This is a genomic window from Paenibacillus thalictri (assembly GCF_004307995.1).
GTDB classification, from domain to species: domain Bacteria; phylum Bacillota; class Bacilli; order Paenibacillales; family NBRC-103111; genus Paenibacillus_AF; species Paenibacillus_AF thalictri.
Window position 1 is genome coordinate 29,319 of sequence record NZ_SIRE01000018.1, and the last position, 26,924, is coordinate 56,242.

A 26,924-nucleotide genomic window follows, 5' to 3' on the forward strand; every position below is an offset into this window, starting at 1 on the left:
GGTTCGTTTGATGGACGGCAATCGATTAAACCTGATGATGACATTCAAGGCGACATATGTCTGTTCGTTCATCGACCTATATAAATGGATCTATCCCAAAAGGGGATCGATGAACGAAGCAATCCCAAATATATGCAAAGACGCCTCCAAAACCACTATATACGTGGGGATGGAAGCGTCTTTTGCATGAACATACAGGTCTATGTGGGGATTCAAAAATCAAAAAAATGACTTTTGGTACAACCCTATGCTTAAAATCAGAGCCGATCAAGTGGGTTCCTGCAGAAACAAAGGAAAGCGGACCGCAAAAAAGGAGCCCCTCGGCTCCCTGCAACGAACTATTGTAAACTCAAACGCTCAACTTTTTCTCGCCGTTGTCGCCACCAGCTTATACCCGACGCCGCGGATCGATTCGATCTGCACGGACTGCTGGTTCATCTCCAGTTTCTTGCGCAGTGAGCTGACATGTACGTCAACCGTGCGTTGTCCCCCGATATAATCGAACCCCCACACAATGTTCATCAGATCGTCGCGTGTAACAACGATGCCCGGACGCTGCACCAAATACAGCAGCACCTCGAATTCCTTCGGACGCAGCGGAATCGATTCCCCGTTTAAGCTGACCTCGTATTTCTCGGGATAAATCAGCAGATCACCGGCGGAAATCACCTTGTCGCCTGTGTCCCCCTTGCCTGAGAAAGCCTCCTCCGGCAACGTGCGGCGAAGCACGGCGGAAACACGTGCAAGCAGCTCGGCAACGCCAAACGGCTTGGTGATGTAGTCGTCCGCGCCATGCTTAAGCCCTTGTACGACTTCTTCCTCCGCATTGCGGGCGGTCAGAATGATGACGGGAGTGTGGTTTCCTTTTTGCCGAAGCTTGGAGAGCACTTCAAACCCGTTCATACCCGGAAGCATAATATCGAGAATGATCAAATCGTACGGATGCTGCAGCGCTTCCTGCAGACCTTCCCCGCCGTGGTCAATCATCTTGGTTTCGTAGCCTTCTTGGGCCAAATTATATGAAAGCAGCCTGGCTAACGTCGGCTCATCTTCAATGACTAGAATGCTTTGCTGCACAGCTTTCCCCCCTGACAAGCCCATCATACCACGGATTTGTAAACAGATCGTAAAGATATTGTAAATTTACGATTAATGTTTCCCATTTCGTGAAAATTTAATGAATTACCGGCATCTCAATAATAAAGCGGGTACCGAAACCAACCTCGCTTTCGACGCGAATGGAGCCTTTGTGCAGCTCTACCAGATGCTTCACAATCGATAATCCGAGCCCGGTACCGCCGGAGCTGCGCGATCTGGCTTTGTCGACTCTGTAGAACCGTTCGAAGATACGCGGCAAGTCCTTTTTCGGGATACCGATACCGGTGTCTGAAATAATAAACCGCACCGTCTCGTATTCCCCATCCTCTGCGGTCACCGCGCCTTCCACACGTACGCGCACCCGCCCGCCTTCCGGCGTGTAGTTGATTCCATTAGAAAGCAAATTGATCAAAATTTGCCGCAGCCGATCTTCGTCCGCTTCCATATACATATCGTCGTCGACATGCATCTCCAGATCGATCTGTTTCCTTCTGGCTTCCGTCTTCATCACCTTCAGGCAGTTGCCGACAAATGAATTCAGATGCACCGGAGAAAAATTCATCGGAATGCGCTTGGACTCGATTTTCGACAGCTCCAAGATGTCCCCGATCAGCCGGTTCAGTCTTTCACTTTCATCGAAAATGATTTGCAGGAACGACTTGGCCGTATCCTTATCGTTTAAAGCGCCGGCCAGCAGCGTTTCGGCGAACCCTTTCACCGCGGCGATCGGTGTTTTCAACTCATGGGACACATTCGCCACGAACTCGCTGCGCATCCGTTCCAGCCGCCTGACCGCCGTGATATCGTGAAGCACGATGAGCACACCGGACCATTCGTCTTCCGTCTGCAGAACGGGATTCAGGTTAATTTCCAGAATGCGTTCCGTCGGATAATAAAACACCATCTCATCGCGTATATGCTCATGCTCATCAATGCATGTCCGGATCAATTGGGTAAATTCAAAATGCAGCTTCGCCTCGTCAAACCGCTTGCCGTGCAGCTCCTGCCCGGAAAATCCGACAATGTCCTCCGCCGCGCGGTTGAGCAGCACGATTTTTTCCTCGCGGTCAATCATCATGACGCCGCTGATCATATTTTCCAGCACGCTTTTCAGGCGGCTTTCGTTTTCTTGAATACGGTTCATCTGCAGCTGCAGGCTGTCCGCCATCCGGTTGATCGCTTGGCCAAGCTGGCCGATTTCGTCTTTTTTGCGGATGGTCACACGGGCTTTGTAGTTGAGATTTGTAATTTGCTGAGCGACCTGGGTGATCCGTTCGATCGGACGGGTAATGCCGAAAGCAACTCTATAGCTAATAAGCCCGGCCAAAATAAACACAATCAGCAAACCAACGATCAGTCCGAACCAGACTTGGCGGATCGATTGTTCTACATCCTCAAGGCTCATCGCCAAACGAAGATACCCCACAACCGCCCCGTTTTCTTTAACCGGTACAGCGGCATACAGCATGTTCCGGCCGATCGTATCGCTGTAGCGGATCGAATACCCTTCGCCGCCGGCGCCGGCATCGACGATTTCCTCGCGTGCGGAATGATTGTCCATCGTCGCGGGATCATGGTCCGAATCGGCCAACACCTTGCCGTCCTTGCGGATGTAAGTAATCCGGGAATCTGCGGAGCGCTTCAGCAGCGCAGCCTGATCGTTGAAACGGCGGACCTGTTCAGCCTCGCTGCCCGGCATGTTCCAATTCATCGTTGCCATAATGATCCGCAGTTCCCGGATCATGCTGCTTTTCAAAGCTTCGATATGGGAATCTTGAATCATTTTGGCCATAAAAATGCCTGCGGCTAATACGGAGACGCCGATCAATACAATAAATATAAGCGTCAACCGCGCGCGAAATTTGATCATGGTACGCCCCCTTCAGCGTTTTATCGTAACCGGACAACCGCTTGCATGCCAAGTTAAGTTTTTGTAAATTCCCAAAAAAGAATCCCTTCATCCGAAGATGCAAGGGATAACTGCCGTATGATTGCTATTTATTTAAACACAGGTTCCTTGAATGTTGCCAGTTTGCCCAGCGAATCTTTCTCGACGTCCGCATGCAAGCTGTTGCCATGTGAATCCATCGTTACGATCGCCGCAAAACCTTCCGTTTGCAAATGCCACATCGCTTCGGGGATGCCAAATTCCATCAAGTCCACGCTTTCGACTTTCTTGAAGCACTCGGCATAATATTGAGCCGCACCGCCGATTGCGTTCAGGTATACGGCGCCATGTTCTTGAAGCGCTGCGAGCGTTTTGGCGCCCATGCCGCCTTTGCCGATGACGGCGCGAATGCCGAACTTTTTGATAATATCGCCTTGGTAAGGCTCCTCGCGGATACTTGTCGTCGGCCCTGCCGCCTTCACATGCCATTCGCCCGAAGCATCCTTCGCCATAACCGGTCCGCAGTGGTAAATGACGCCGCCGTTCAAATCGACCGGCGAATCGTGGTCCATCAAATATTTATGCAGCGCATCACGTCCGGTGTGCATCATGCCGTTGATAATGACGATATCGCCGACCTTCAGGCTGCGGATTTGCTCTTCCGAAATCGGTGCGGTAAGCACCACCTCACGGCGTTCGCTGTCCTCTGCGGCCGGAGCGTCTTGTTTCATCGGCAAGTCGCTGCCGCGCTCATACACCCAATTGGTAATTTCGCCGCTTCCCGCATCGATCAGTACGCCTTGACGACGGAACGCCCAGCAGTTGTACGCCACGGAGACGAAGAAACTGGCCGGCAAACGGTTCATCACGCCGACTTTACAGCCAAGCAGGGTAACTTGTCCGCCAAAACCCATCGTGCCGATGCCAAGCTTATTGGCGTTTTCCATCACGTAATCTTCGAGTTTGGCCAAATCTTCATTCGGGTTCACATCTTCGACTTTACGGAACAACTGATGTTTGGCCAGCTCATAGCCGGTTGTACGGTCTCCTCCAATGCCTACGCCGATAAAGCCGGCGCTGCATCCTTGACCTTGCGCTTGGTATACCGCGTGCATAATGCACTTGCGGATGCCGTCCAGATCGCGGCCGGCCTTGCCTACGCCCTCAAGTTCTGCAGGCAGGCTGTACTGGATGTTTTTATTTTCGCAGCCGCCGCCTTTTAAGATCAACTTCACTTCGATATCGTCGCGTTCCCATTGTTCAAAATGGATAACCGGGGTGCCTGGACCCAGATTGTCGCCGGTGTTCGCACCGGTCAGCGAATCGACCGAATTCGTGCGCAGCTTGGCGTCCTTGGTGGATTGAGCTACTGCTTCGAGGATATGCTTGCGCATGACAATCTGATTGGCGCCGATCGGCGTATGAACGATAAACGTCGGCATGCCCGTATCTTGACAGATCGGCGACACGTTGCATTCGGCCATTTCGATATTATTGGCGATAGTCGATAAGGACAAAGCCGAACGCGTGCCTTGATCCTCTTGTTCGCGCGCCTTTTGAATTGCCCTGCGCACATCTGCAGGCAAATTGGTGGAAGTCTCGACAATTAGCTGATACACGCTTTGCTGAAAATGCTGCATAAATATAATTTCCCCTTTCGACATCTGAAACAAACCTCAATATTCCTATCATATCATATTCAATAATTGTTCTAAAGAACATCTTGCTGCCGACCCGCCGCCGTCAAAAATCCCCGTAACCGATTCGACAAAAAGCAGGATTTTTTCGCTGCGACGCGAATATAGTACATCATCGTAATGGGTATTTACGACTACCGGTGTGGGGGAGCTTGAGCAGCATGATAAAGATCATTTGGAAAGCGGTTTTACTTTGCATTATTGGGGTTGGCGTCCTCGTTCCCACGCTGAGCGCGGCAAAAACAAACGTGATGTACAAAGATCAGGTGGCCGTCATCATGTACCACCATATCGACGATTACGCCCAAAGCTCGGGTACGATTACAACAAAGCTGTTTAATGACCAACTGGTCTACTTAAGAAACAAAGGTTACCAGTTTATTACGCTGAATCAGTTCAAAGAATTTATGGCCGGCTCCAGTGTGCCTCACAATGCGGTGCTCGTGACGTTCGACGACGGATACGAGAGCTTCTATATCAATGCTTACCCGATTCTAAAAGCCATGCGAATTCCCGCGGTCAATTTCGTCATCACGGGTGACTTGGAGAATCCGCTGGCCAGCTACATTCCTTCGCTGTCCAAAGATGAAATCGTCGAAATGACAAACGATACGAACTTTATCGATACCCAATGCCATACCAATGCGTTTCATAATAAATTTCCCGACGGCAGCGCCATGCTGGTCGGAAGGATGCTTGTGAACGGCAGTCCGGAGACGCCCGATCAATATAAACAACGTGTCGTCAAAGATACGCAGGCTTGCGTAAGCAAGCTCAGCGAACTGTATGACGAGCCGATCGATTCGTATGCTTATCCTTACGGGATCTACGACAAAACAGCGCTGACTTATATCATGCAAGGCGGCATGAAATATGCCTTTACGATCCTGCCCGAGATGGCGACCCGCCGGCTTGACCCGATGCAAATTCCGCGCATCAATGCCGGTAATAGCGCAATTACGCCGGAAGGGCTGCACAACTCGATCATGCGCAGGGTCGTTGCCACCGATCACCCTTATCAGGAAGTCGAGCTTGGCGTTGTCATGCCGCAGTTGGGTGGTAAGGCATCCATGGATAAGGAAGGCAATATCTCCATTCAATATCAGAATAAGGTATGGACGGGCAAAGCCAACTCGCAAAAGCTGGTCTCGGCCGGCAATACGCTCACGCTGATCAAACCGCTGACGATCAAAAATAACAAGTTCATGATCGGCTTCGACGATCTGCAGAATACGCTTGGCGTCCCGCTTGTGTATAACCCGAACGTGCAAAGCTTTTCCGTTCAACAAACGCCGGTGGTCAAATAACGATGGAAAGCCGTTCGGTCAAATACCGGACGGTACAATATGAAACGGACTAGCGTAAAGTCGAACGCTAGTCCGTTTCTGTTTGTTCATTTTTTGCCTTTTTCAGCTGCTTTCTCTTGACATGGGCCAATCCCCATTGATGTAAGGTTTCCAACACCGGAGACAGGCTCATTCCGTATTCCGTGATGGAGTACTCCACTTTCGGCGGGATCTGCGGATAAATGACTCGTTTAACGAGCTCTTCCTCCTCCAATTCGCGCAAATGGAGCGTAAGCATCCTTTGAGTGATATCGGGCAGCAATCTTCTTAGCTCATTAAACCGCAAAGGTTTACCTTGAAGCAAATGATAAAGGATAATCGGCTTCCATTTGCCGACGATCGAATCCAGCGCCGCAACGAATTGACATTGGACAGGGTTCTTTGGCATACGTTGGCCTCCGTTTACAGTACCTTTTTTAATACTATACCACAATATTGTTCCTACTTACCATAAGTAAGTCCATGTTATATGATAATCCTAGAAAGTGTATTTATTTTAATTACAGAAGGGAAGTTTTCATTCATGGCAACTGTGCTATACATCACCGCACATCCCCTTGATCCTCATGAGTCCTTTAGCCTCGCGGTAGGCAAACAATTTATTGAATCGTACTGTGAGGCGAATCCAACCGATGAAGTTATTCATTTGGATATGTACAAAGAGAATATTCCACAATTTGATGCCGATGTTTTACGCGGTTGGGGAAAGCTTCGATCGGGTTTGTCTTTCGATCAACTGTCTGATGCCGAGAAGTCAAAAGTAGCTCGTCTTGAGGCGATTGTTGATCAATATGTGGCTGCCGATAAGTACGTGTATGTTTCCCCCATGTGGAATTTCTCGATCCCGCCGATTTTGAAAGCATACACGGATGTGACTTCAATTCCGGGTAAAACGTTCAAATATACCAAAAATGGTCCTATAGGTCTGTTGTCCGGCAAGAAAGCTTTGCACATTCAAGCTAGCGGTTCCGTTTATTCGGAAGGTCCGCTTGCCCTGCTTGAAATGGGCTACAGCTATTTGAATAAGATTTTACAGTTCTATGGGATTCAATCTATTGAGGCCATTTTTGTTGAAGGAACGGCATCATTAGAACGAGCTTCAGTTATTAAAGAAAAAGCAATTGCCCATGCTGCAGAAGTTGCCAAGCGGTTCTAATAGGGAAACATAACCCCGTTTTCAGCTGCGACGGAAAATTCGCAGCGCTATGACGGAGAATGTTTTCCGCGGTGCGTGAAGCAGCTACACGCATCGAGCACCGAGGTGCATTGAGCTGCTCCGTGCGTTACGAACTGGCCGTGTTCACACAAAGGCAGCCGTTGCTTTTTTGGCGGTCTGCGGGTAGAATAGATCGAAGCCGTTTCCACGAAGATACACCGGAAGCTAGCGGCAGTTTTGCTTGCAATATCAGAATAGTGGCGTTAAAGGAAGATGCACATGGACAGTCATTTTTTTGCTTATATGTATAGATTGCGTTTTATCGAACGCTGGAGCTTGATGCGCAATGTCATGCGTGAGAACGTCGCGGAGCATTCGTTCCACGTTGCGCTGCTGACTCATGTGTTGTGCACGATCGCAAACGAAATGTTCGGCAAAAAGGTGCCCACAGATAAAGCTGTTTCGCTTGCCTTGTTTCACGATGCGACCGAAGTGTTTACCGGAGACATCCCTACCCCGGTGAAACATCATAATCCGGATATATTGGCCAATTTCCGCGAAATCGAGCATATTGCCGCAGACCGTCTGCTGCAGATGATTCCGGAGCCGCTTCGCGCCATCTACCAACCGCTCATCGACGGCAAAAACAACGCAGTTGATTATGCGATCTACGTCAAAGCTGCCGATCTGCTGGACGCTTACCTGAAATGCGTAACCGAATTGTCCGCCGGCAACCGCGAATTCGCCGTCGCCCGGAAGCAGATTGAAGAATCGATCCGCCAGTTGAATATGCCGGAAGTCGATTATTTCCTGAATCACATGGCTGCAAGCTTGGAAAAAACGCTTGATGAGTTGTCCGAGTGACAGCCCGTTCATTTCCAACGCGCGTGAATCTTGAGCGCACGGCCCGGCGCCGCATGGCGATGTTCGCTCCCAAGCGCAGCTGCCGACGAAGATAAACAAGCCACTCCCCATGCAACAGCAGCGGAGTGGCTTGTTTTCATTTGCCTTTTGCCGCGAAGCGGCCCTTTGCGCTTGCCCCTATGCGTTGGCACTGCGAGGATCGGCAGCTTCGAACCGATTTTTATTACCACTTTTTAACTTTTGTTGCCCCCGACGATAAAACGTCGGTGCGTCTCGATAAAACTCCACCGGTAGGCAAGCGGAAATGAACGCGAATCGGCTTCCAGCAGATGCTGCAGCCCGTATTCCTTCACCTGCTCCATGCCCGCCGCTTCCATCAAAGCGACCACCTTGCCCGGATCGACGCCGCTGAACGGCAGCAGATGGGCCAGATCGTCATATCCCCGGCCTTTTTTGATCCACGGTATGTTTCCTTTGCTCAAAAAAGTGAGCGTATTTCCAATCGCCAGCTTCAATTTCTGCTTGCCGGTCATGTTGTGTTTCGTCCAATCGCCGTCCATGACGAGCAGCCGGCCGCCGGGCTTTAGAACCCTCACCCATTCCCGCATCGCCCGGCCCGGATTCGGCAGCGTCCACAGCAGGTGCCTGTTGACCACAACATCAAACGAGGCATCCGCAAACGGCAGCGCTTCCGCATCGCCCTGCATCAAGGTGCAGGCAAGCCCTTTCGCCGCCGCTTTCTCTGCGGCAATCGCCAGCATGTTCTCCGAGAGGTCGACTCCCGTCACTTGATGGCCAAGCCCCGCAAACTGCAATGCAAGAAAACCGGGACCTGTCCCGACGTCGAGAACCCCTAGCGAAGCTTGGGGATTCAGCGGTTCCAGCAGCGAAGCGAGCGTTTCACTCCACAATCGCTGCTGTTCCTCGGTTTGCAAATACATATCGCTGCGGCTTGTATATTCCCGGGAACGCCAATCCCAATCTCCGGCAATTCTTTCTTTGACCGCTCCAATACCCATCTCCATCGGTGGCTCCTCCTCGCTTTACAGCTTCGTAAATCGGAATATATAAGAGCTTTCATACACCGACATCAGTTCGTCGCTTAACGAACGGAAATAACGTTCCAGAGTGGAGACGGCAATAAAATCGGTGGGGATTCTACGCTTCAATTCAACTTTAAATCCTTCATGCTCAAACGCGGAGACGATATCGTCAAGGGAATGCACGTTAGCTTTCAGATGGCTGTATTTTTCAATTTCCTGCTTAAAAAAATCTCTGCTCGGGTTGGATGACAAGTCGTTATATGTCACATAATAGACGCCGCCGGGCTTCAACGCTTGGCTTAATTTCCAGGCATGCGTCTTCAAGTCGTCGATCAAATAAATTACCGATAAACAAAAGGCAAGATCGAACTTTCCGGGGAATTGTTCGGGTGATCCGGATACGAGATATTGGATCGGCAGATTGCCCTTTCTTTCATTGGCGATGGCCACCGACTGCTCTCCCAGATCGATGCCTACAGCTTCTTGAAACGGCTTAACTTGATGAAGCAGCCGCAAAAATCCGCCGCGATTGCAGCCGAAGTCCAGAATGGTGCGGCCGGATAAATCGTCTTCCTTCATCATGGAAATCAGCTGCTTCCAGCCTCTCAGATGCCCTTCTTCCATGATTTGCTCACCTTCCGTGTTATTCCACCATACATCATAGCTTTGCTCTTTTGTTTGCATTATGTTCTTCTCCTTCGCTTCGTTGATAAATTCTAAAGTGAACGTCAGTTACACTGCTTCGGTAAGTCCGGGTTTGCTGCGGTTTCGTGGTTGGCTGGGCAATATCGAAGCCACAAGCTGCTTGGACACAGGATGTTTCATCGAAGAAAGCGGGTCTCCGCCGTCCAATGTCTCAACAATACGCCCCTGGTGCATAACGGACAGCTGATCGGAAATCGAACGCACCGCCATCAGATCATGGGAAATAAACAAATAAGATAGCTGATATTGTGTCTTCAGTTCGTCCAGCAGCTGCAAAATTTGATGTTGTATGAGCATATCGAGACTGCTCACGGCTTCGTCCAGCACAATCAGCTTTGGTTTCAGCGCAATCGCCCGGGCGATGCTAATTCTTTGCAGTTGTCCACCACTAAATTGATGCGGATACTTTGTTATATCTTCGGGTTGCAAACCAACCGCCGCAAACAGCTCCCGGACAGTCTTCTTTTCTTCGCCCGCGCTCAGCCGCTCGAAATTGTTCAGCGGTTCTCTTACCGACTCGTAAACAGGCCAACGCGGATTTAAAGAGCTGTAGCAATCTTGAAAGACCGTTTGAATTTTCCGGCGCATCCGCTTGCGCTCCCGACCGCTTAAAGTTAACATGTTTTTCCCCTCAAACCATATTTCTCCGCGATCCGGTTGTTCCAAACCAAGAATCATTTTGCCCAGCGTGCTTTTGCCCGAACCGCTTTCGCCTACAAGCCCGTGGCATCTGCCTTGCTCTATAGTCAAACATATTTGATCCGCAACTTTGACCGTTTCCTTGCCGAATAATGACAGGCCGCCGCCTAGCGTATAACTTTTATGGACATTTTTTAATTCAAGCATGACGCCCCTCCCTGAAAACATATTTCAATGAGACAGCACGGCGAACATTCGCGTCCATCCGTTTATGCCAAGCGAGCATCCGCTCTTGCTTGCAGCAGCATGCGGGTATAAGGATGCTCAGGCCGTTCGAATAGATCGGCGGCTGGAGCTTTTTCCACAATGCTCCCGTTATTCATCACCATCACCTCGTCAGCCATGTAAGCGATCACGCCAAGATCGTGCGACACGAGCAGCATGGCCGTGTCCTGTTCCTGACATAAACGGTACATCTGATCGAGCAACTGCGTTTGATGGACACTATCCAGAGCCGTTGTCGGTTCGTCGGCAATCACTACAGCCGGCTGCAGCGACATCGCAATGGCGATCATCACGCGCTGAAGCATACCGCCGCTTAATTGAAACGGATATTGATCCATCAGCTTATCCGGGAAACGCAGCCCTGTCTTGGCCAGGTACGTCACTGCCAGTTCACTGGCCTCCTTGCGTGAGAGCGGACGATGCGTACGGATGGTTTCCACGAAATGGGCGCCGATGGTTAAGGTAGGATTAAATGCGCTCATCGGATTTTGCATAATCACGGCGATCCGGCTGCCGCGTAGGGCTCTCATTTGGCGGGGATGCAGCTGAAGCAGATTATGACCTTCCAGCCGGATCGTTCCTTGCTCGACGAGGACCGAATCTGCCAACAGCCCCATGATGGCGAGGCATGTCATTGTCTTCCCGCTTCCGCTGGCTCCGACCAGCCCCAGCACCTGCCCTTTTTTCAAATCGAAGCTGACGTCGTTCATCAGTTTCTTCGTCCCCTGCGGAGCTGGAACGCTAATATGCAAATGTTCCACGCTTAATACGACGCGTTCTTCCATTCATTTTACCTCGATTCTCTCTTGGCGCGGATCGATCGCATCACGCAAAGCGTCCCCGACAAAATTAAAGGCCATGACTACAAGCAAAATGCATAAGCCCGGATATAACATCATGAGCGGATTGCTTTTCAAAAACGGCTTGCTGTCGTTCAGCATCGCTCCCCATTCCGGCACGGGAGGCTGGATGCCCAGTCCCAGGAACGAAAGCCCGGAAATGCTTAAGATGATGCTCCCCAAATTCAGCGTGGCCAGCACAATCGTAGGCGGCAAAATATTCGGAACAATGTGCAGCAGCATAATTTTATAGCCGGGAGTGCCGGCGATTTTGGCGGCTACAATATAGTTTTGCTGCTTGGCCGTCATGACCATGCCGCGAATCCACCGGGCGTACCACACCCAATACGACATGACCATGGCAAACACGACATTCCCCACGCCCGGCCCAAGAATGCCCAGCATCGCCAGTGAAAGAATGAGGCTCGGGAACGCCATCAGCATGTCGCAAAACCGCATAAAAATCCGGTCGGCGACACCTCCGATATAACCCGATACCGTTCCGACCGTCACGCTGACGATTACGATCAGCACCATCACGATAAAAGCGATGCCCAGCGAAATTTTGGTCCCGTGAATCAGCCTCGATACGATGTCTCTGCCCAGGTGATCCGTTCCGAGCCAATATGCCGCCGAAGGTTTCTGCAGCTTATGCGCCAAATCGATATTATTCGGATCGTGAGGAGCCAGCCATGGAGCCAATACGGCGACAACCAGCATCGCCAGCAGCAGCATGCCGCTGATTAAAGTCAGCTTGCTTGCGATTAATTTTTTCCATACTGCGGAATCCATCCTAATGCGCTCCTTTACGCCGCACTCTGGGATCAACGGCCATATGAAAAATATCGATCAGCAAATTGCAAATAATGATGATCGTTGTGACCAACAGCACGTAGCATAAAATAACCGGATAATCTCTGCCGAACAAAGCGTTTACGAAATAGCGCCCCATTCCCGGCCAAGCGAACACATTTTCCACGATAATCGAACCGCTTAATTTGTGTCCGATATGCATTCCCATCGTTGTAATGAGCGGGGTCACCGCATTTTTCAACACATGCTTGCCGATGACGAGCCGCTCCTTTATGCCTCTAGCCCTTGCATACAGCACATACGGCCGATGCAATTCGTCCAGCGTGCTGCCCCGGAGCATCCGTGTGTACACCGCAACCGACGCCAGCGCCAAAGTCAGCGAAGGCAATACCAGATGCAGCAAGCCGTCTTTGCCGGATATCGGGAAAAAACCCAGCTTGAGCGAAAAAACATAAATCAGCAGAAAACCAAGGCAAAAGCTTGGCGTCGCCGCTCCGACAAAAGACAACGTGCGGCTGAAATGATCAAACAAACGGTCTTTGTAAAGAGCCGACAAGATGCCAATCGGCAGGCTGATGACAAATGCAAGCACGATCGACGAAAACGTCAGCTGCAGCGTGGCTGGAAGATATCCCATCATTTCATCCCACACCGGTTTCTTGCTGATATACGAGCTGCCGAAATCGAGCCTGAACGCACCGCTTAACCAATTTACGTATTGAACATATAACGGGCGATCCAGCCCAAGTTCCGTCCGGACCGAGGCCAACGCTTCACTCGTGATCGGAATCTTCGACAATCTCAAGTACGCTTCCGCCGGATCGACGGGGAGCAAACGAACACTCAGAAATGTGATCAACGAAACGCCAAGCAAAATCGGGATCATATTCAGCACCCGTTTTATGATAAGCCAAGCCATTATCATTGACTCCTATTCCTTATCCATTTTCTCGAAAGGAATTTCGCTGTTCATTTGTCCGAATTGTACGCCTTTGATGTTTTTATGATAAACGGTCAGGTTCGTCCCATAGGAAATCGGCAGGTACACGGCTTGTTCGTGCAGCGTCGTGAGAATGTAGTCGTAAAGCTCCTGCCGTTTCTTTTCATCCGTGCTGAGCAGCGCTTCCTCGATTTTTTGATCAAGTTCTTTCTTCATGGACAGCCCGGCCTGCGCCTGGTAATCGGCATGCGACGGCACACGCATTGAGGAAACCATCGCATGAGGATCGTACGGAATGCCAAACGTATCGCTAAAGATCATATGGAAATTGCCGCTGGTTTGCCGCTGTCCGAACAATTGGCTTTCTTCGCCGATCAGTTTGACGTTGACCCCTATTTTTCGCAAATCGCCTTGAAGCACTTCGGCAATCGCCTTGTGCACATTATTCGCGCTATCGAAGCTCAGCTCCAGCTCCAGCACATTGCCGTCCTTTTCCCTGAACTCTTTTTTCGCGGGAAGCACCCAGCCGGCCTCATCCAGCAGCTTTGCCGCCTTGCCCGCATCATACGTATACGGCGTAAGCTTCACGTTGGAATAAGGAAAGTTAGGGGGAAACAACGTATCCGCCTGCTTATCCGTGCCGTAGAACACATTGTCGATGACCGACTTCTTGTTAAATGCGTATTCGATCGCTTTACGGACGGTGATATCCTTTAATGGGCCTTTATTCGTATTCAGCGCAATCGATTTGGTAAAAAGCGGCGAGGAGGTGGCCGCCACATATTTGCCGGATTCCTTCAAATATTTAAACGAATCCAAGCTGATGCTGCCGTCTCCGTAAATGACGTCGAGATCGCCTTTCTCAAAAGCAAGCACACGGGACTCGCCGTCGGGAATGACCGCCACGCGGATTTTATCCGCTTTGGGCTTCTCGCCCCAATAGTTCTCATTCCGGCTGAATTCGGCATATTCGTTCATCTTGTAATCGGTCAGAACCCAAGGTCCGGTACCGATCGGAGCTTTGATGTTTTCCGAGGTTTTGCCGTTGTCGGGAAAACCCGCTTCGCCCAGGAAACGAAGCGGCCTGATTAACGACAGCTCCTGCAGCATCGGATAATAAGCGTTGGCCAGCTTTATTTTGACCGTATACTCGTCCGTTTTCACTGCGTCCTGAATCTGGTTGATCAGCTCCAGCCAGCTGTGACGCTGCTTGTTGGCCAAAACCGCCTTCACATTCTTAACTACAATATCGGCGTTAAACGGCGATCCGTCGGAGAACTTCACATCCTTGCGTAGAAAAAACGTATACTCTTTGCCGTCGCCCGACACTTCCCATTTCTCCGCCAGATGAGGAAGCACTTTGCCGTCCGCGTATTTCACCAGCGACTCGTACACCATATTTTGCGCAAACATCTGATTTGGCGCATACATATGCGGGTTTAACGGGCCAATATCGTTGGCGGATGAAAACTTGATCGTTTTCTTAGCTCCCGCTTGGGCCGCCTTGGTTGGTTCCGCCGACGTACCCGCTGCCGGGGATTCGCTGCAAGCAGAAAGGAATAACAAGCAAGAAAACAAGATCATTAGCATAGTGGAGCCACGGAATAAACGTTTAGGTGAACATAACATAACCATAAGTCCCCTTTTATTTATGATAGTGCTGCCGATTCGTTATCGGCAGTTTGACCCGTCAACATGAAGCAGTGCGTGAAGAACCGTTTTTCAGAACATGTTATCGGGGGCCAGCCGGCAGTCCATATGTACCGTTTGCCAATTGTCGTGCGGCTCCAGCCGCAGCTCAAAGCCCTGCGCTTCCCAGAAGCCTACCGCGCCGGGCAAAAACCGGTGCGTATGCAAATACATCGTCTCGTACCCTTTGGCTCGCGCCAAAGGCAGCAGCTGCCGCACCATAGCGGTGCCAACCCCTTGGCGGCGCAGCTGCGGATTGACGTAACATTTGACCAGCTCTGCGGTGGGACGCGCCGTATACATGCCTTTAATCTCGGGGATCCGGTCGTCGTAAGGTAAGAATGCCGCCGTCGCCGCAATCGTCCCATCCCGGTCGAAAGCAGCCAGAAACGCCGCGTCTTTTGCCTTATAATACACTTCTTGAAACCGCGCCATATCCGGGGGCAGCTCATTCGGATCCAGCATCGGAAACACTTCCCGCACGATATCCATCACAAAATGCGTAGCGGCAGCCAGTTCCACCGGCTTAATTTCTTTGATGTCATAATCAGTCAGAACCTGTTCCAACACCCTCATCCTCTCTTTAGCAGATTACTTGGAAAATTGTGCATCGATTCTCTTCACCAATAGTAACACGAAATAAATAAAACGTGCTACCAAAACCCAAAAAAAATTTCATTGGTTACGCGTGTTACCAATTTCTTATAATGTATCACGAATTGAACTGCCGGTTGCATGACGATTCCGTCTAGAAGAACGGGTTCTAAAAAAACAAAAAAAGCAGGGTCCCCGGGATGGGGAACCTGCTTCTCCGAAGTTATGGCCGGACCGCTGTCCTGCCGCTTACATAAACCAATTAGGGAATTTCATAATGATAATCAGCACGAGAAAAATGACTCCGGTGATCGAGCTCAGCGACTTGATTTTGCCCAGCTTGCCAGCGATTTGGCTGCCCGATTCGTCGGTCAAAGCTCCTCTCATCGCTTTGCCAAGAATGCCTGTCAATGCGCCCAAAGCCAAAAACAGAACCACCGCCAAAATCATCCACACAATGGAATAGTGCCCTTTGCCCGCCAAATAACCGCCGGATAAAAACGAAATCACAAGCCCTAATTGTCCAGCGCGGTTAGCGGAGAACAAGACATGCAGGAAGCCGTGTTGGGCTTGTCCCTTTAATGCAGACAGCCGAGCCGAAAGAAACGGAAGCATCAGGTAAAATCCCATTAAGATCGCTGCCAATACGTGTAGAAATAAAAACACTTGAATCATAAAGCTGCCCCCAAACGAAGTTAATTTACATTCAGTATACTTGAATGAAGTTGGAAGGGCAAGGAAGCCCGAAAGGCCCGGCGCGAGGCAAAATCATGCCCCATCCGCCGGACCTTCCGTTATCATGGCGGCAGCCGTTTAAACGCCCAGCCCCGTACCCGGCGCAGATGCTGCGGGTTCGTGCGCGGCATGGCCCGGATACAGCGAGATTCCGCGTCTCGCCGCCCGGCGGTCGCGCCATTTTGCCACAATGACATACAACGACGGTACCACGACAAGCGTCAGCATCGTCGAGTACAGCAAGCCGGAAATGATCGTTGTACCCATCGGCCGCCACAAATTGCCGCCCATGATGGTCATCGGCAGCAGACCGCCGATCGCTGTCGCCATCGTCAGCAGGATCGGACGCAAACGCGCTTTGCCCGCTTCGGCAACCGCCTGATAAAGCTCCGTGCCCTGCTCGCGCGCCTGTTCAATAAATTCGATCAGTATAATTCCGTTGCGCACGACGATACCGGACAGGCTGACCAGGCCCATTAACGCCATGAAGCCGATTGGCGCCCCGGTAATAAACAGCCCGATAATGGCGCCACCCGCCGCCAATCCTACGGTCGATAAAATCAGCAAGGGCAGCGACAACGAGTAAAATTGAATGACCATAATAATATAGATCAATATGACAACGACAATCGAAAGTTTGCCGATCGCCGCAAACGCATCGTTCCGCTCTTCGTTTTCTCCGCCGTATTCTACCGTGTATCCGGCCGGAAGCGAGTAGGCGCTCATCTTCTGCTTCAAGTCGCGCAAAATCTCATCCGGCAGGCGATCCTGCGCATAACTGCGCACCGTAATCGTCCGGTTCTGGTTGCGGTGCTGGATGGACTTGATCATGCTGCCGCTCACCGTATCGCCGAGTTCCCTGACTTCAGCCGTGCCGCCCTTCTGAGTCGGCACATGCATACGGCGGATCGTCTCCTGCGGGTCGCTTTTGATATCCTTGGCATACAAAGTGATGTCCAACTCGTCTTCGCCTTTTTGAAACTTTGTTACGTCCAATCCTTCGGTGGCAATTCGCGCGGTCATCGATAAATCCTTTTCGCTTACGCCGTATATGGCCAGCTTGTTTGGATCCGGTTTGATCTCAACCGTGCTCATCGGATTGCCGATGTCGTCGGCGACGCTCACCGTTCCCGGGATTCCTTCCAGGATCTCCTGCATATCCGTCGAGATACGCTGCAGCTCGGGCAGTTCGGCGCCGCTGATGCGAACCGCAATCGGCGCGCCGACAGGCGGACCTTGCTCGAGTTCACGCGGCGTAATATCGACATCCGGCGGGAACATCGCTTTCAAGCCGTCACGCCATAGAGCCACCACGTCTTTGGTGTGAATCCGCTGCGGATCGATTTTGACAAAAAGCTGACCAATGTTGATGCCCGACTTGTCACTCTCCGAATAATAGAAATGCGGGGTCGAACGTCCGGAATAAGCCGATACAAAAACGACCCCCGGCTGGCTGCGTACCCATTCGGCCGCTTTGCCCACCGTAAATTCGGTTTCGCTGAACAATCTGCCCGTGGGCAGCTCAAAATCGATCAGCATTTCGTCCTTTTCCGCAGGCGGAAAATATTGTACGCCAAGCTTGGGCAGCAGCGCAAAACTGCTGGTGCCTACCAGCAGCGCCACCACGCCCGTCAGCAGCGGTTTGCGCAGAAACGAATAAATTTGCCTGCCATACAGCTCGCTTAGCTTCTGGATCGGCTTGCCCAGCAGTCCCGGCGCATGTTCTTTGCCCGTTTGGGGTTGTTTCCGCTGCTCGGCCAAGCCTGCATGCTGCACTCGTTCATCGGCCGGCAATCCGCCTTGCTTATGTCTTCTTTCACCGACCCACTGGCGGAATATTGGAATAATAGTCAGCGACATGGCCATCGATGCGGCAAGCGTCAGGGTAATAACAACCGGAATCGGCTTAATGAAATTCCCGATATTGCCCTTTAAGAAAAACAAAGGAAGGAATGCCGCAGCCGTGGAAATCGTCGCCGTTAAGATGGAAACCGCGACATCCTTAGCCCCTTCCAGCGACGCTTTATACGGAGAATCGCCCAACTGCAGACGCCGCTGGATATTATCGTTAACGACAATCGCATCATCGACCAAAATGCCAAGCACAATGACGATCGCCACCACCGTAATTTGGTTCAAGTCGATACCCATCGCTTCGATCGGGATAAATCCAATCGTGATGGATATTGGAATCGCCAGCGCAACGATCAGCGCCGTGCCAAAGGTAAGCCCCATCGAGCAGACAACGATGACCGCCAGGATACCGATCAGCAGCTCTCTCCCCAAATCGTGAAACAGATGATCCAGGCTTTCCTTCTGCGTAAATAACGAAGTCATGGTGACATTGGCCGGAAGCTGCGACTTCAGCGTTTGAACCTTCTCGTCCAGCAGCTTTTGCAGCGTCGGAATATCGGCGCCTTTCTCCGCATTGATAACGATATCCAGCGTTGGTTTGCCTTCGTGATAAATGCTCACTTTCTTTTTCTCCGGTTTCAGCTTGACGTCGGCCACATCTCCGATTTTTAGCGAAGTGCCGTTTGGCAAACCGAGAATTTCAGTGCGGGCGATATCTTCCGCCGATGTCCATTCCCCTGTCATGTTGACATAATACGATTTGGCCCCTTTGTCCAGATTCCCCAGCGGGACGCGGTCATGTTTGGTTTGCAGCGCCTGGGCTACTATCGTCCACGGCAGCTTAAACGTATTCAGCTTTTCCGTGTCCAGTGTAACGGCCACCTCTTGATCGGGCAGCCCGACGATCTGCACGTTGCTGACCCCCGTTATGGTGGAAAGCTGTTTTTTCCAAGCGTTCATCGTCGGGCGGAGCGGCTCCAGCTCACTTTCCTCATTTACGGTAAAATGCAAAATCTGCTCGGCGATTTTGCCCAAATCGTCGTTGACAAGCGGCTTTTCGGCATCGCTCGGCAGATCGCTTTCCGCCGATTGTACCTTTTGGCGCAGCGTGTCCCAGGCCCTTTTGATATCGACATCGGGTTTAATCTCCACATTAATCGCGGAAACGTTAGCCGAAGAAGTCGACTTCAGCACTTTGATTTCGCTCATTTCCTTGATTTTATCTTCAATCGGCCGGGTCACGAATTGCTCGACCTTTTCCGGCGAGGCGCCGGGATATACCGTCGTTACCAAGGCAACGGTCAGATCAATCTCGGGATTCTCCCGCTGTTTGAGCGTGGCGATATTGAGCGCGCCCAGCAGAATCGCCATCATGAAAAAAAGCAGCGTCACCTTGCGGCGGCGGATTAGCTTAGCGATCACATGGAAGCCTCCCCTCTCCCCGCAGCAGTGCAATCCAATATGTCCACAAGGGTATGGGCAATGATCTCAATGTATTCCATGCCGCAGTTTTTCACGACAAACCATTGATATGCGCATTTTTCCACCATGCCGATTTTGGAATACGCGGCGATTTCCAGCTGCTCCTCGGTATAACCGGGGTATGCATTCGCTTGAACGAGCTGTGATTTCACAACCTTCATCAGCCGCAGGTGAAAACGTTCTGTAATGTCCTTTAGTTCATTCGAAGCAAATCCGTGCTTATAAATAATATGTAAAATCGACCTATTAAGAGCGAACACCCGCAAAACGTTGCTTATCGTGCGATACATCTGCTCGCCGCACTCCTCCGTGCCTTCCTTCTCCAGCGTTTCCGCCACTTCTCCAAGGCAAGCTTCGGTGATGTCCCGAAACAAGTCCTCTTTGCTTTTAAAATACAAATAAAACGTCCCTTGTGCGACGCCCGCCTCCTGCACGATATCCGACACTTTCGTCGTATGGTATCCTTCCGTCTCAAACAGTTTGAGTGCGGCAGCAATAATTTTTGCCTGCTTATCTTCAGCCATATGTACCTCCCAGATTATGAATGACGTGTCAGTCATTTAACAGCGGTATGAAAATCCGTCATCTTTAGCATCTTATGTTTAAAATTCCCCATCTGCTTCCCATTATTATGACTGACTCATCAGTCATTTTACTTATATTAACATGTGGAGGTACTTTTTTCAAGAATACCGGAGCATAACAAAACCCGCCTTTTTGGTGAGAGGCGGGTTGGTCGGTAATTTGGCAGCTACGGCGTCGCGCCGCTATATAACGGTTCGATCAAACGAAGCAATGTTGCGACATCGTCGCGGTCCACTCTGCTGTCACCGTTTAAGTCGGGCACTGAATGACCGCTCAACCATCCAATGATGTGCTGGATGCTGATACGGTTTCCGCTGCCGCTCATCTGCTTCAGCTGCTCGTAGATTTGCTGCGTAACTGTCGGCAGCGTACGGTTTTCAACGTAAATACCGCCCGCAATTCCAGGTGAACCCTCGACTCCGTATACGGCGCCCGCATCGGCTGTCAGCCATGCCGCGGCCTGATATGGAACCGGCGATGACAAGGTTAAAGTGACGGTCTGCGGATTATCTGCATGATAGACGGCATTGCTTACGGAAACAGGGGCGCCATTGATGCTGACATGAAACTTATTCATATCTAAGGACGGCGAAATGGCCCGGCTGTATGTCAATATGATGTTGAAGCCTTGATCGTCGGTCCATGCGCTTAGCAGCACGGGCTGCAGCGAGGTTGGGTCCGCGAGTACGGTAACCGGCGGGGACGGGTCGCTTTCCACCCCGTTAACCTTCTGTACGGCGATAAACGTCTGGCCCGGCGATAATGCCGGAAACACGCCAATGCCGTTTGCATCGGCCGTTATACCCGTATATACGGCGGAAGTAACCGTGTTGTACAGCTTTAATTCGGCACCGGGGCGAGCGCCCGACACAACGATCTTATATACATCCGCACTTGCAAAAACAGGAATCGGCGTGACATAAACCGCACGAACGACTTCAATGGCGGCATTGGCTGCCGTATCCTTAACGTTGTAAGCTACCGCAAAAATCCCGGGAACCGACGTATTCACCGCCCCGCCGTTTGGAGACGCCACTATGCGGTTTGTTATATCTCCGTCCTGATCGTCCGCTGCACTTGCTCCCGCATCCGTATAAACTAATCCTTCCATAATTCTAACCGGATTAAGTCCGTTTAACGTAATGACTGGCGGCGTCGTATCCGCCAACACGACAGCTTCAGCAGAAAACAAGCCGGTAACATTAGAGACGGTCTGAGCGGCAATGTAGCTTTGGCCCGGTATTAATCCGGTAAAGGCAACGCGCCCGTCGTTATCGGCATTTTGGGTGTCGACCAGCTGCGGCTCTGCCGTATTCTTATACAATTTGACCGTCGCTCCGGGTTCGGCATTGGAAACGGCTATCGAGCATAACCCCGCAGTAAGCTGCACTTGATCCGGTACAGTCACCGCCACGTTAGAGCGAGTGCTTTCAACACCACCGACCGTCTGGGTGACCAAAAATGCTCTTCCCCCCGGCGCATCGGCAAATCGTCCTGTTCCTGAGCCATCGGCTGTAATTGCAGCGCCATATTGAGCATGGGTGCTCGAATCATACAACGTCAATAAAGCGTTTGGTTGCGCCCCGCTGACTTGAATGCTTTTGACTTCCCCTGTTATGGAAACGGCCCCCGGCACATTCATTGGCACAAGCCGGAGACCTCCTCCCGTCAGTTCATCCGCCCCTAAAGGAATCGCAAACCCGCAAAATCCGTTGGCGGTCATGTTGACAATCTGATTATTCGACGAATAATCGATGCTGCCGTACGGATAATACCCCTCAAGCGCCAAACCCTCGTATTCGACAGCAAACGGCAAACCCCGCAAGTCGATGTTGGCATACCCCATAAGGTTGGAGGAATTGCAGCCTCCCGCATGAGCATAGGGATATTGAGTCAGTTTATAGCCATGATATGTATTTCCCGTTGATTCGCTGAAGGTGAAATCTCCGGTATCCACTTGAAATGTGGCTGGGTCGAAGCGCAGCTTCGTAAACGTCGTTCTGACTCCCGGAGAGCCGTCATCGCTATACGAGCTGCCTCCTGCGGCATAAAATGAAAAATTCAGCGCACTTCCCGTATGCAGCAAATCGATATATTCCTTAGGCGAAGAGGTATTCATTCCGCTGCAGTACACTTCAAAAACATTGCCATTGGAAACCAAAGTATAATAGCCATCGGTAACGGAAGACGAACCTACCTTCACATCCGCGCAAGAGGAGGGATTTGGCAGCGACGCCGCCGTTGCATGCGGGTACAACATCAATCCGGTAAGCATAAATACGCTGATACATAAATAGATCAAATAACGGCACATGGATAACAACCTCTCCCGTAATCCAACATGAAACTTCACGAACTGTAAGTATGCTTTTACCAAATAGCAGTTGAACAAACGAGGTAGTCAGACCCGGATCGGCTTGGGTATCAACAACATGAGGAGGTGTATAAAGGCCGAACATGCACTGGTAAGTTATATCTATTTTATAAGCAATCCGACCTATTGCGCAATCCATTTTCAATAAGAAAAGCGGTCTGATCGACGCAAAAAGACGCTTTGTTTGCACAAAGCGCCTCTCATCTCAAACCTCTTATCTCATAAACATGCCGCCGTTAATTTCGATCGATTCGCCGGTCAAGTAAGCTGCAAGCGGCGACACCAGGTAAACAACCGCTCCGCTGACGTCCTGCGGGACTCCGCCGCGGCCAAGCGGTACGCTTTTAATCGAGGCGATACGGCCTTCCTCGGAAGTAAACGTGGAGTGGAATTTGGTCTCTTCGATGAAACCGGGCGACACCACGTTAACCCGGATACCGTGTGGAGCAAGCTCTTTGGCAAGTCCTTTGGAAAGGCTCAGCACTGCGCCTTTGGACGCCGCATATACCGAAGCTCCGTTTGCGCCGCCGTTGTGTGCGGCAAGGGAACTCATGTTGATGATAACGCCGGATTTCTTGGCTTTCATGCCGGGAATAACCGCCTTGCTGACAAATACAGTGGAAAGCAGATTCACGTTCATGACCTTGCTGTACAAATCAAGGGTCATCGTTTCAATCGTACGGCGTTCCACCAGGTGGCCCGCATTGTTGATCAAAATATCAACGGTGCCGCCAAGCGCTTCCTCCGTTTGTTTAACCAGCGATGCGATTTCGTCTTCTTTGGTTACATCGGCTTGAATGATAACTGCCTTACGGCCAAGCTCGCGAATTTTCGCCGCGGTTTGCTCGGCTCCGTCACGGTTGCTTAAGTAGTTCACGGCAATGTCTGCCCCGCATGCAGCCAAATCGATCGCAATCGCCTGTCCGATTCCCCCGCTCGCTCCAGTTACAAGTGCAATTTGCCCAGTCAGATCAATATTCATCATAAATTCCCCTTTCGCGGTTAGTAACTCCCTCTATCATACCATGGACAGACCGCTGTCCTTAGGGATTTTTTTGGGCTGAATAGGGCTGAATTTAGGCGAGGGGGGACACCCCCTCAATCCCCCTTGGAGGGGGACTCCAGGCGCTGCGCCCTGGACCCGCCTAGCTTCGGAGCTCCTATGTGCCTCTTACACGCGCCTGTCGCACCTTGCCTTCGCTAACGCTTGGCGTAGGTGCTCCGCGCTCTTCTGCGGCGCGATGACGCATGGAGCGCCTGTGTGCCTCTTGCCCGCGCCTGTCGCACCTTGCCTTCGCTAGCGCTTGGCGTAGGTACTCCGCGCTTTTCTGCGGCGTAGTGACGCATGGAGTTCCTGTGTGCCTTTTGCACGCGCCTGTCGCACCTTGCCTTCGCTAGCGCTTGGCGTAGGTGCTCCGCGCTTTTCTGCGGCGTAGTGACGCATGGAGCGTCTGTGTGCCTCTTGCCCGCGCCTGGCCTGTTGCACCTTGCCTTCGCTAGCGCTTGGCGTAGGTGCTCCGCGCTTTACTGCGGCGCGATGACGCATGGAGCGCCTGTGTGCCTCTTGCCCGCGCCTGTCGCACCCTGCCTTCGCTAACGCTTGGCCTTAGGTGCTCCGCGCTCTTCTGCGGCGCGATGACGCATGGCGCCTGTGTGCCTCTTGCCCGCGCCTGTCGCACCTTGCCTTCGCTAGCGCTTGGCGTAGGTGCTCCGGCTTTAACTAAAAAACAAAAAACCAGCCTCTTAGTAAAGGCTGGTTGTATTGAATCGTCTATTTAATGAATGCAGGCGCGCGCGCCTGTTATACCGTAACGACTTCGATGACGCTGCGTACGGATTGAGCGGATTTGTCCAAAGCCGCTTTTTCCTCAGGAAGCAGTTCAAGCTCAAAAATTTTCTCGATGCCGTTGCCGCCGAGCAATGTAGGCACACCCATGAACAGGTTGTTGTAGCCATATTCGCCTTCCAGAAGCGCGATCGCAGGAATAATGCGTTTCTTGTCTTTGATAATCGCTTCCGTCATTTGCACAAGCGAAGCGGCAGGAGCGTAATAAGCGCTGCCGTTGCCAAGCAAGTTGACGATTTCGCCGCCGCCTGTCCGTGTGCGCTGTACGATCGCTTCGATGCGTTCAGAAGGGATCAGTTTTTCGATCGGAATGCCGCCAACGTTGGAATAACGAACGAGCGGAACCATATCGTCGCCATGACCGCCAAGCACGAAACCGCGAACGTCTTCAACGGACACGTTCAGTTCTTGCGCGATAAACGTGCAATAACGGGCCGTATCCAGCACGCCGGATTGGCCGATTACGCGGTTTTTCGGGAAACCGAGCGTTTTGTTGGCAACGTATGTCATGGCGTCAACCGGGTTGCTGAGAATAATCACGATGGACTCAGGGCAATATTTTTTCACATTTTCGCAAACGGACTTGACGATGCCCGCATTGGTGTTCACGAGGTCGTCACGGCTCATACCCGGTTTACGAGCGATTCCCGCAGTGATGATCACGATGTCGGAGCCGGCTGTGTCTTCATAATTTGCCGTACCGGTGATGTTGGCGTCAAAGCCTTGTACCGGGGAAGCTTCGAGCATGTCAAGCGCTTTGCCTTTAGTCGGATTTTCCAACTGCGGAATATCGACCAGCACAACATCTCCCAATTCTTTTTGGGCAAGCATCAGCGCTGTCGTTGCGCCGGTGAAACCTGCGCCGACAACCGTAATTTTTTTACGACGAATAGCCATGGTATGTAACCTCCTGGTAATGTGGTTTTCGAGTGCCCTTTGCAGTGAAGCATTTTGGTGCTTTGGTTACGATTGTATGATTGGCTTGCCAATCTCATGCTCCCATTAAGGTGCTCTATACATCAACACAGCATACACCCTTTGGAAGTCTTAAATCCCCCTTGAGAAAGGGGGATTTAAGGGAAGCGTGCGCTAAATTACATGTTGGCGATGATTTGGTTTGCGAATTCGGAGCATTTTACTTCTTTTGCGCCTTCCATCAAGCGGGCAAAGTCGTAAGTGACCGTTTTGTTGTTGATCGAAGTTTCCATGCCTTTGTAGATCAGGTCGGCAGCTTCATGCCAGCCCAGATGCTCAAGCATCATAACGCCGGACAAGATAACCGAACCCGGGTTAACGACGTCCAAACCAGCGTATTTAGGAGCCGTACCATGAGTCGCTTCAAAAATAGCGTGGCCTGTCAAGTAGTTGATGTTTGCGCCAGGAGCGATACCGATACCGCCAACTTGTGCAGCCAAAGCGTCGGACAAGTAGTCGCCGTTCAAGTTGCAAGTTGCGATAACGTCGAAATCGGTTGGGCGAGTTAATACTTGCTGCAAAGCGATGTCGGCAATCGCGTCTTTTACGATGATTTTGCCAGCCGCTTCAGCGTCTTTTTGCGCTTTGTTGGCAGCGTCTGTGCCTTGCTCTGCTTTGATTCTGTCATATTCCGACCAGGTGAACGTTTTGTCGCCGAACTCGCGCTCAGCCAGCTCATAACCCCAGTTTTTAAATGCGCCTTCGGTAAACTTCATGATGTTGCCTTTATGTACCAAAGTGACGCTCTTACGGTTGTGTGTAATTGCGTATTCGATAGCGGAGCGAATAAGGCGCTCGGAACCTTCTTTGGAAACCGGCTTGATGCCGATACCGGAAGTTTCAGGGAAGCGGATTTTCTTAACGCCCATTTCTTTTTGCAGGAACTCCAGCACTTTCTTTACTTCATCCGAGCCTTCTTGGTACTCGATGCCGGCATAGATATCTTCTGTGTTCTCACGGAAGATGACCATGTCAACAAGCTCAGGACGTTTAACCGGGGACGGTACGCCGTTGAAGTAACGAACCGGACGCAAGCAGACATACAAGTCAAGCTCTTGACGAAGCGCTACGTTCAAAGAACGGATACCGCCGCCAACCGGAGTCGTCAAAGGACCTTTGATCGCAACGATGTATTCGCGGATCGCAGTTAATGTGTCGCCAGGAAGCCAGTTGTTGTATTGGTTAAATGCTTTTTCGCCGGCAAATACTTCGTACCATGCGATTTTTTTCTCGCCTTTGTATGCTTTCTCAACAGCCGCGTCAAGCACGCGCTTGGAAGCCGCCCAAATGTCGGGACCAGTGCCGTCACCTTCGATAAAAGGAATGATCGGGTTGTTAGGAACTTGCAGCTTGCCGTCCTGAATTGTGATTTTTTCGCCTTCTGTAGGCAATGAGTAGCTTTCGAATTGTGGCATGTTAATCCTCCCAAACAGATATAGTAATTGACATAATGCAACGGGAGTTCGGCAGAAATACG

At 51.2% G+C, this 26,924-nt stretch carries 23 protein-coding genes; 3 read left to right on the forward strand and 20 right to left on the reverse strand.

The window, feature by feature from the left end; all coding sequences use genetic code 11:
* Positions 1-357: 357 nt before the first annotated feature.
* The 3 genes from EYB31_RS23755 to EYB31_RS23765 all read right to left on the reverse strand — a co-directional run bounded on the left by EYB31_RS23755 (position 358) and on the right by EYB31_RS23765 (position 4,626).
* Positions 358-1,077, reverse strand: a complete 720-nt coding sequence (locus EYB31_RS23755) for a response regulator transcription factor (protein WP_131015921.1) — start codon at positions 1,075-1,077, stop codon at positions 358-360.
* 97 nt (positions 1,078-1,174) lie between these two features.
* On the reverse strand, positions 1,175-2,968 hold the full coding sequence (pnpS, locus tag EYB31_RS23760) for a two-component system histidine kinase PnpS (RefSeq protein WP_131015922.1): 1,794 nt from the start codon (positions 2,966-2,968) through the stop codon (positions 1,175-1,177).
* Between the two features lie 128 nt (positions 2,969-3,096).
* Entirely contained in the window at positions 3,097-4,626 is a 1,530-nt protein-coding gene (locus EYB31_RS23765) for a fumarate hydratase (protein ID WP_131015923.1), read from the reverse strand.
* Positions 4,627-4,844: 218 nt separating this feature from the next.
* Here EYB31_RS23765 and EYB31_RS23770 point away from each other — a divergent pair, with 218 nt between their 5' ends.
* Complete coding sequence (locus EYB31_RS23770) at positions 4,845-5,990, forward strand: polysaccharide deacetylase family protein (protein WP_131015924.1); 1,146 nt, start codon at positions 4,845-4,847, stop codon at positions 5,988-5,990.
* Between the two features lie 67 nt (positions 5,991-6,057).
* Here the strand turns inward: EYB31_RS23770 and EYB31_RS23775 are convergent, their stop codons facing one another.
* Positions 6,058-6,417 carry a winged helix-turn-helix transcriptional regulator gene (locus EYB31_RS23775; protein WP_131015925.1) on the reverse strand — a complete coding sequence of 120 codons (360 nt, stop codon included), beginning with the start codon at positions 6,415-6,417 and terminating at the stop codon, positions 6,058-6,060.
* Between the two features lie 135 nt (positions 6,418-6,552).
* On the opposite strand from EYB31_RS23775, the gene EYB31_RS23780 reads away from it, so the two are divergent.
* Both EYB31_RS23780 and yfbR read left to right on the forward strand, forming a co-directional pair.
* A complete protein-coding gene (locus tag EYB31_RS23780) occupies positions 6,553-7,185 on the forward strand; it encodes an NAD(P)H-dependent oxidoreductase (RefSeq protein ID WP_131015926.1) in 633 nt (210 codons plus the stop codon).
* Between the two features lie 279 nt (positions 7,186-7,464).
* Positions 7,465-8,049, forward strand: coding sequence for a 5'-deoxynucleotidase (gene yfbR / locus EYB31_RS23785; RefSeq protein ID WP_131015927.1), 585 nt, complete (start codon positions 7,465-7,467; stop codon positions 8,047-8,049).
* Between the two features lie 8 nt (positions 8,050-8,057).
* Here the strand turns inward: yfbR and EYB31_RS23790 are convergent, their stop codons facing one another.
* From EYB31_RS23790 to icd, 16 genes are all read right to left on the reverse strand, one after another.
* Positions 8,058-8,279, reverse strand: coding sequence for a hypothetical protein (locus EYB31_RS23790; RefSeq protein ID WP_131015928.1), 222 nt, complete (start codon positions 8,277-8,279; stop codon positions 8,058-8,060).
* A gap of 3 nt (positions 8,280-8,282) precedes the next feature.
* Positions 8,283-9,074, reverse strand: coding sequence for a class I SAM-dependent methyltransferase (locus tag EYB31_RS23795; protein ID WP_131015929.1), 792 nt, complete (start codon positions 9,072-9,074; stop codon positions 8,283-8,285).
* 18 nt (positions 9,075-9,092) lie between these two features.
* Complete coding sequence (locus EYB31_RS23800) at positions 9,093-9,776, reverse strand: class I SAM-dependent methyltransferase (RefSeq protein ID WP_131015930.1); 684 nt, start codon at positions 9,774-9,776, stop codon at positions 9,093-9,095.
* Between the two features lie 48 nt (positions 9,777-9,824).
* On the reverse strand, positions 9,825-10,643 hold the full coding sequence (locus EYB31_RS23805) for an ABC transporter ATP-binding protein (protein WP_131015931.1): 819 nt from the start codon (positions 10,641-10,643) through the stop codon (positions 9,825-9,827).
* 62 nt (positions 10,644-10,705) lie between these two features.
* Positions 10,706-11,506, reverse strand: a complete 801-nt coding sequence (locus EYB31_RS23810) for an ABC transporter ATP-binding protein (protein ID WP_131015932.1) — start codon at positions 11,504-11,506, stop codon at positions 10,706-10,708.
* The gene (gene nikC, locus EYB31_RS23815) at positions 11,507-12,352 is read right to left on the reverse strand and encodes a nickel ABC transporter permease subunit NikC (RefSeq protein ID WP_131015933.1); all 846 of its coding nucleotides are present in this window, start codon (positions 12,350-12,352) and stop codon (positions 11,507-11,509) included.
* 1 nt (position 12,353) lies between these two features.
* The gene (gene nikB, locus EYB31_RS23820) at positions 12,354-13,292 is read right to left on the reverse strand and encodes a nickel ABC transporter permease (protein WP_131015934.1); all 939 of its coding nucleotides are present in this window, start codon (positions 13,290-13,292) and stop codon (positions 12,354-12,356) included.
* A 12-nt stretch (positions 13,293-13,304) separates the two neighbouring features.
* Entirely contained in the window at positions 13,305-14,897 is a 1,593-nt protein-coding gene (gene nikA / locus EYB31_RS23825; RefSeq protein WP_240762782.1) for a nickel ABC transporter substrate-binding protein, read from the reverse strand.
* Between the two features lie 138 nt (positions 14,898-15,035).
* Complete coding sequence (locus tag EYB31_RS23830; RefSeq protein WP_165452579.1) at positions 15,036-15,572, reverse strand: GNAT family N-acetyltransferase; 537 nt, start codon at positions 15,570-15,572, stop codon at positions 15,036-15,038.
* A 273-nt stretch (positions 15,573-15,845) separates the two neighbouring features.
* Positions 15,846-16,271, reverse strand: coding sequence for a hypothetical protein (locus EYB31_RS23835; protein WP_131015937.1), 426 nt, complete (start codon positions 16,269-16,271; stop codon positions 15,846-15,848).
* Positions 16,272-16,409: 138 nt separating this feature from the next.
* The gene (locus tag EYB31_RS23840) at positions 16,410-19,607 is read right to left on the reverse strand and encodes an efflux RND transporter permease subunit (protein WP_131015938.1); all 3,198 of its coding nucleotides are present in this window, start codon (positions 19,605-19,607) and stop codon (positions 16,410-16,412) included.
* A complete protein-coding gene (locus EYB31_RS23845; RefSeq protein ID WP_131015939.1) occupies positions 19,604-20,191 on the reverse strand; it encodes a TetR/AcrR family transcriptional regulator in 588 nt (195 codons plus the stop codon). Before EYB31_RS23845 ends, EYB31_RS23840 begins: the two co-directional genes overlap by 4 nt.
* 227 nt (positions 20,192-20,418) lie before the next feature.
* Positions 20,419-22,566 (reverse strand): GON domain-containing protein, encoded by a 2,148-nt coding sequence (locus EYB31_RS23850; RefSeq protein ID WP_131015940.1) that lies wholly within the window; start codon positions 22,564-22,566, stop codon positions 20,419-20,421.
* Positions 22,567-22,840: 274 nt separating this feature from the next.
* On the reverse strand, positions 22,841-23,608 hold the full coding sequence (locus EYB31_RS23855; RefSeq protein ID WP_131016069.1) for an SDR family NAD(P)-dependent oxidoreductase: 768 nt from the start codon (positions 23,606-23,608) through the stop codon (positions 22,841-22,843).
* 819 nt (positions 23,609-24,427) lie between these two features.
* Positions 24,428-25,369, reverse strand: coding sequence for a malate dehydrogenase (mdh, locus tag EYB31_RS23860; RefSeq protein WP_131015941.1), 942 nt, complete (start codon positions 25,367-25,369; stop codon positions 24,428-24,430).
* A 197-nt stretch (positions 25,370-25,566) separates the two neighbouring features.
* A complete protein-coding gene (gene icd, locus EYB31_RS23865; RefSeq protein WP_131015942.1) occupies positions 25,567-26,862 on the reverse strand; it encodes an NADP-dependent isocitrate dehydrogenase in 1,296 nt (431 codons plus the stop codon).
* Positions 26,863-26,924 lie beyond the last annotated feature (62 nt).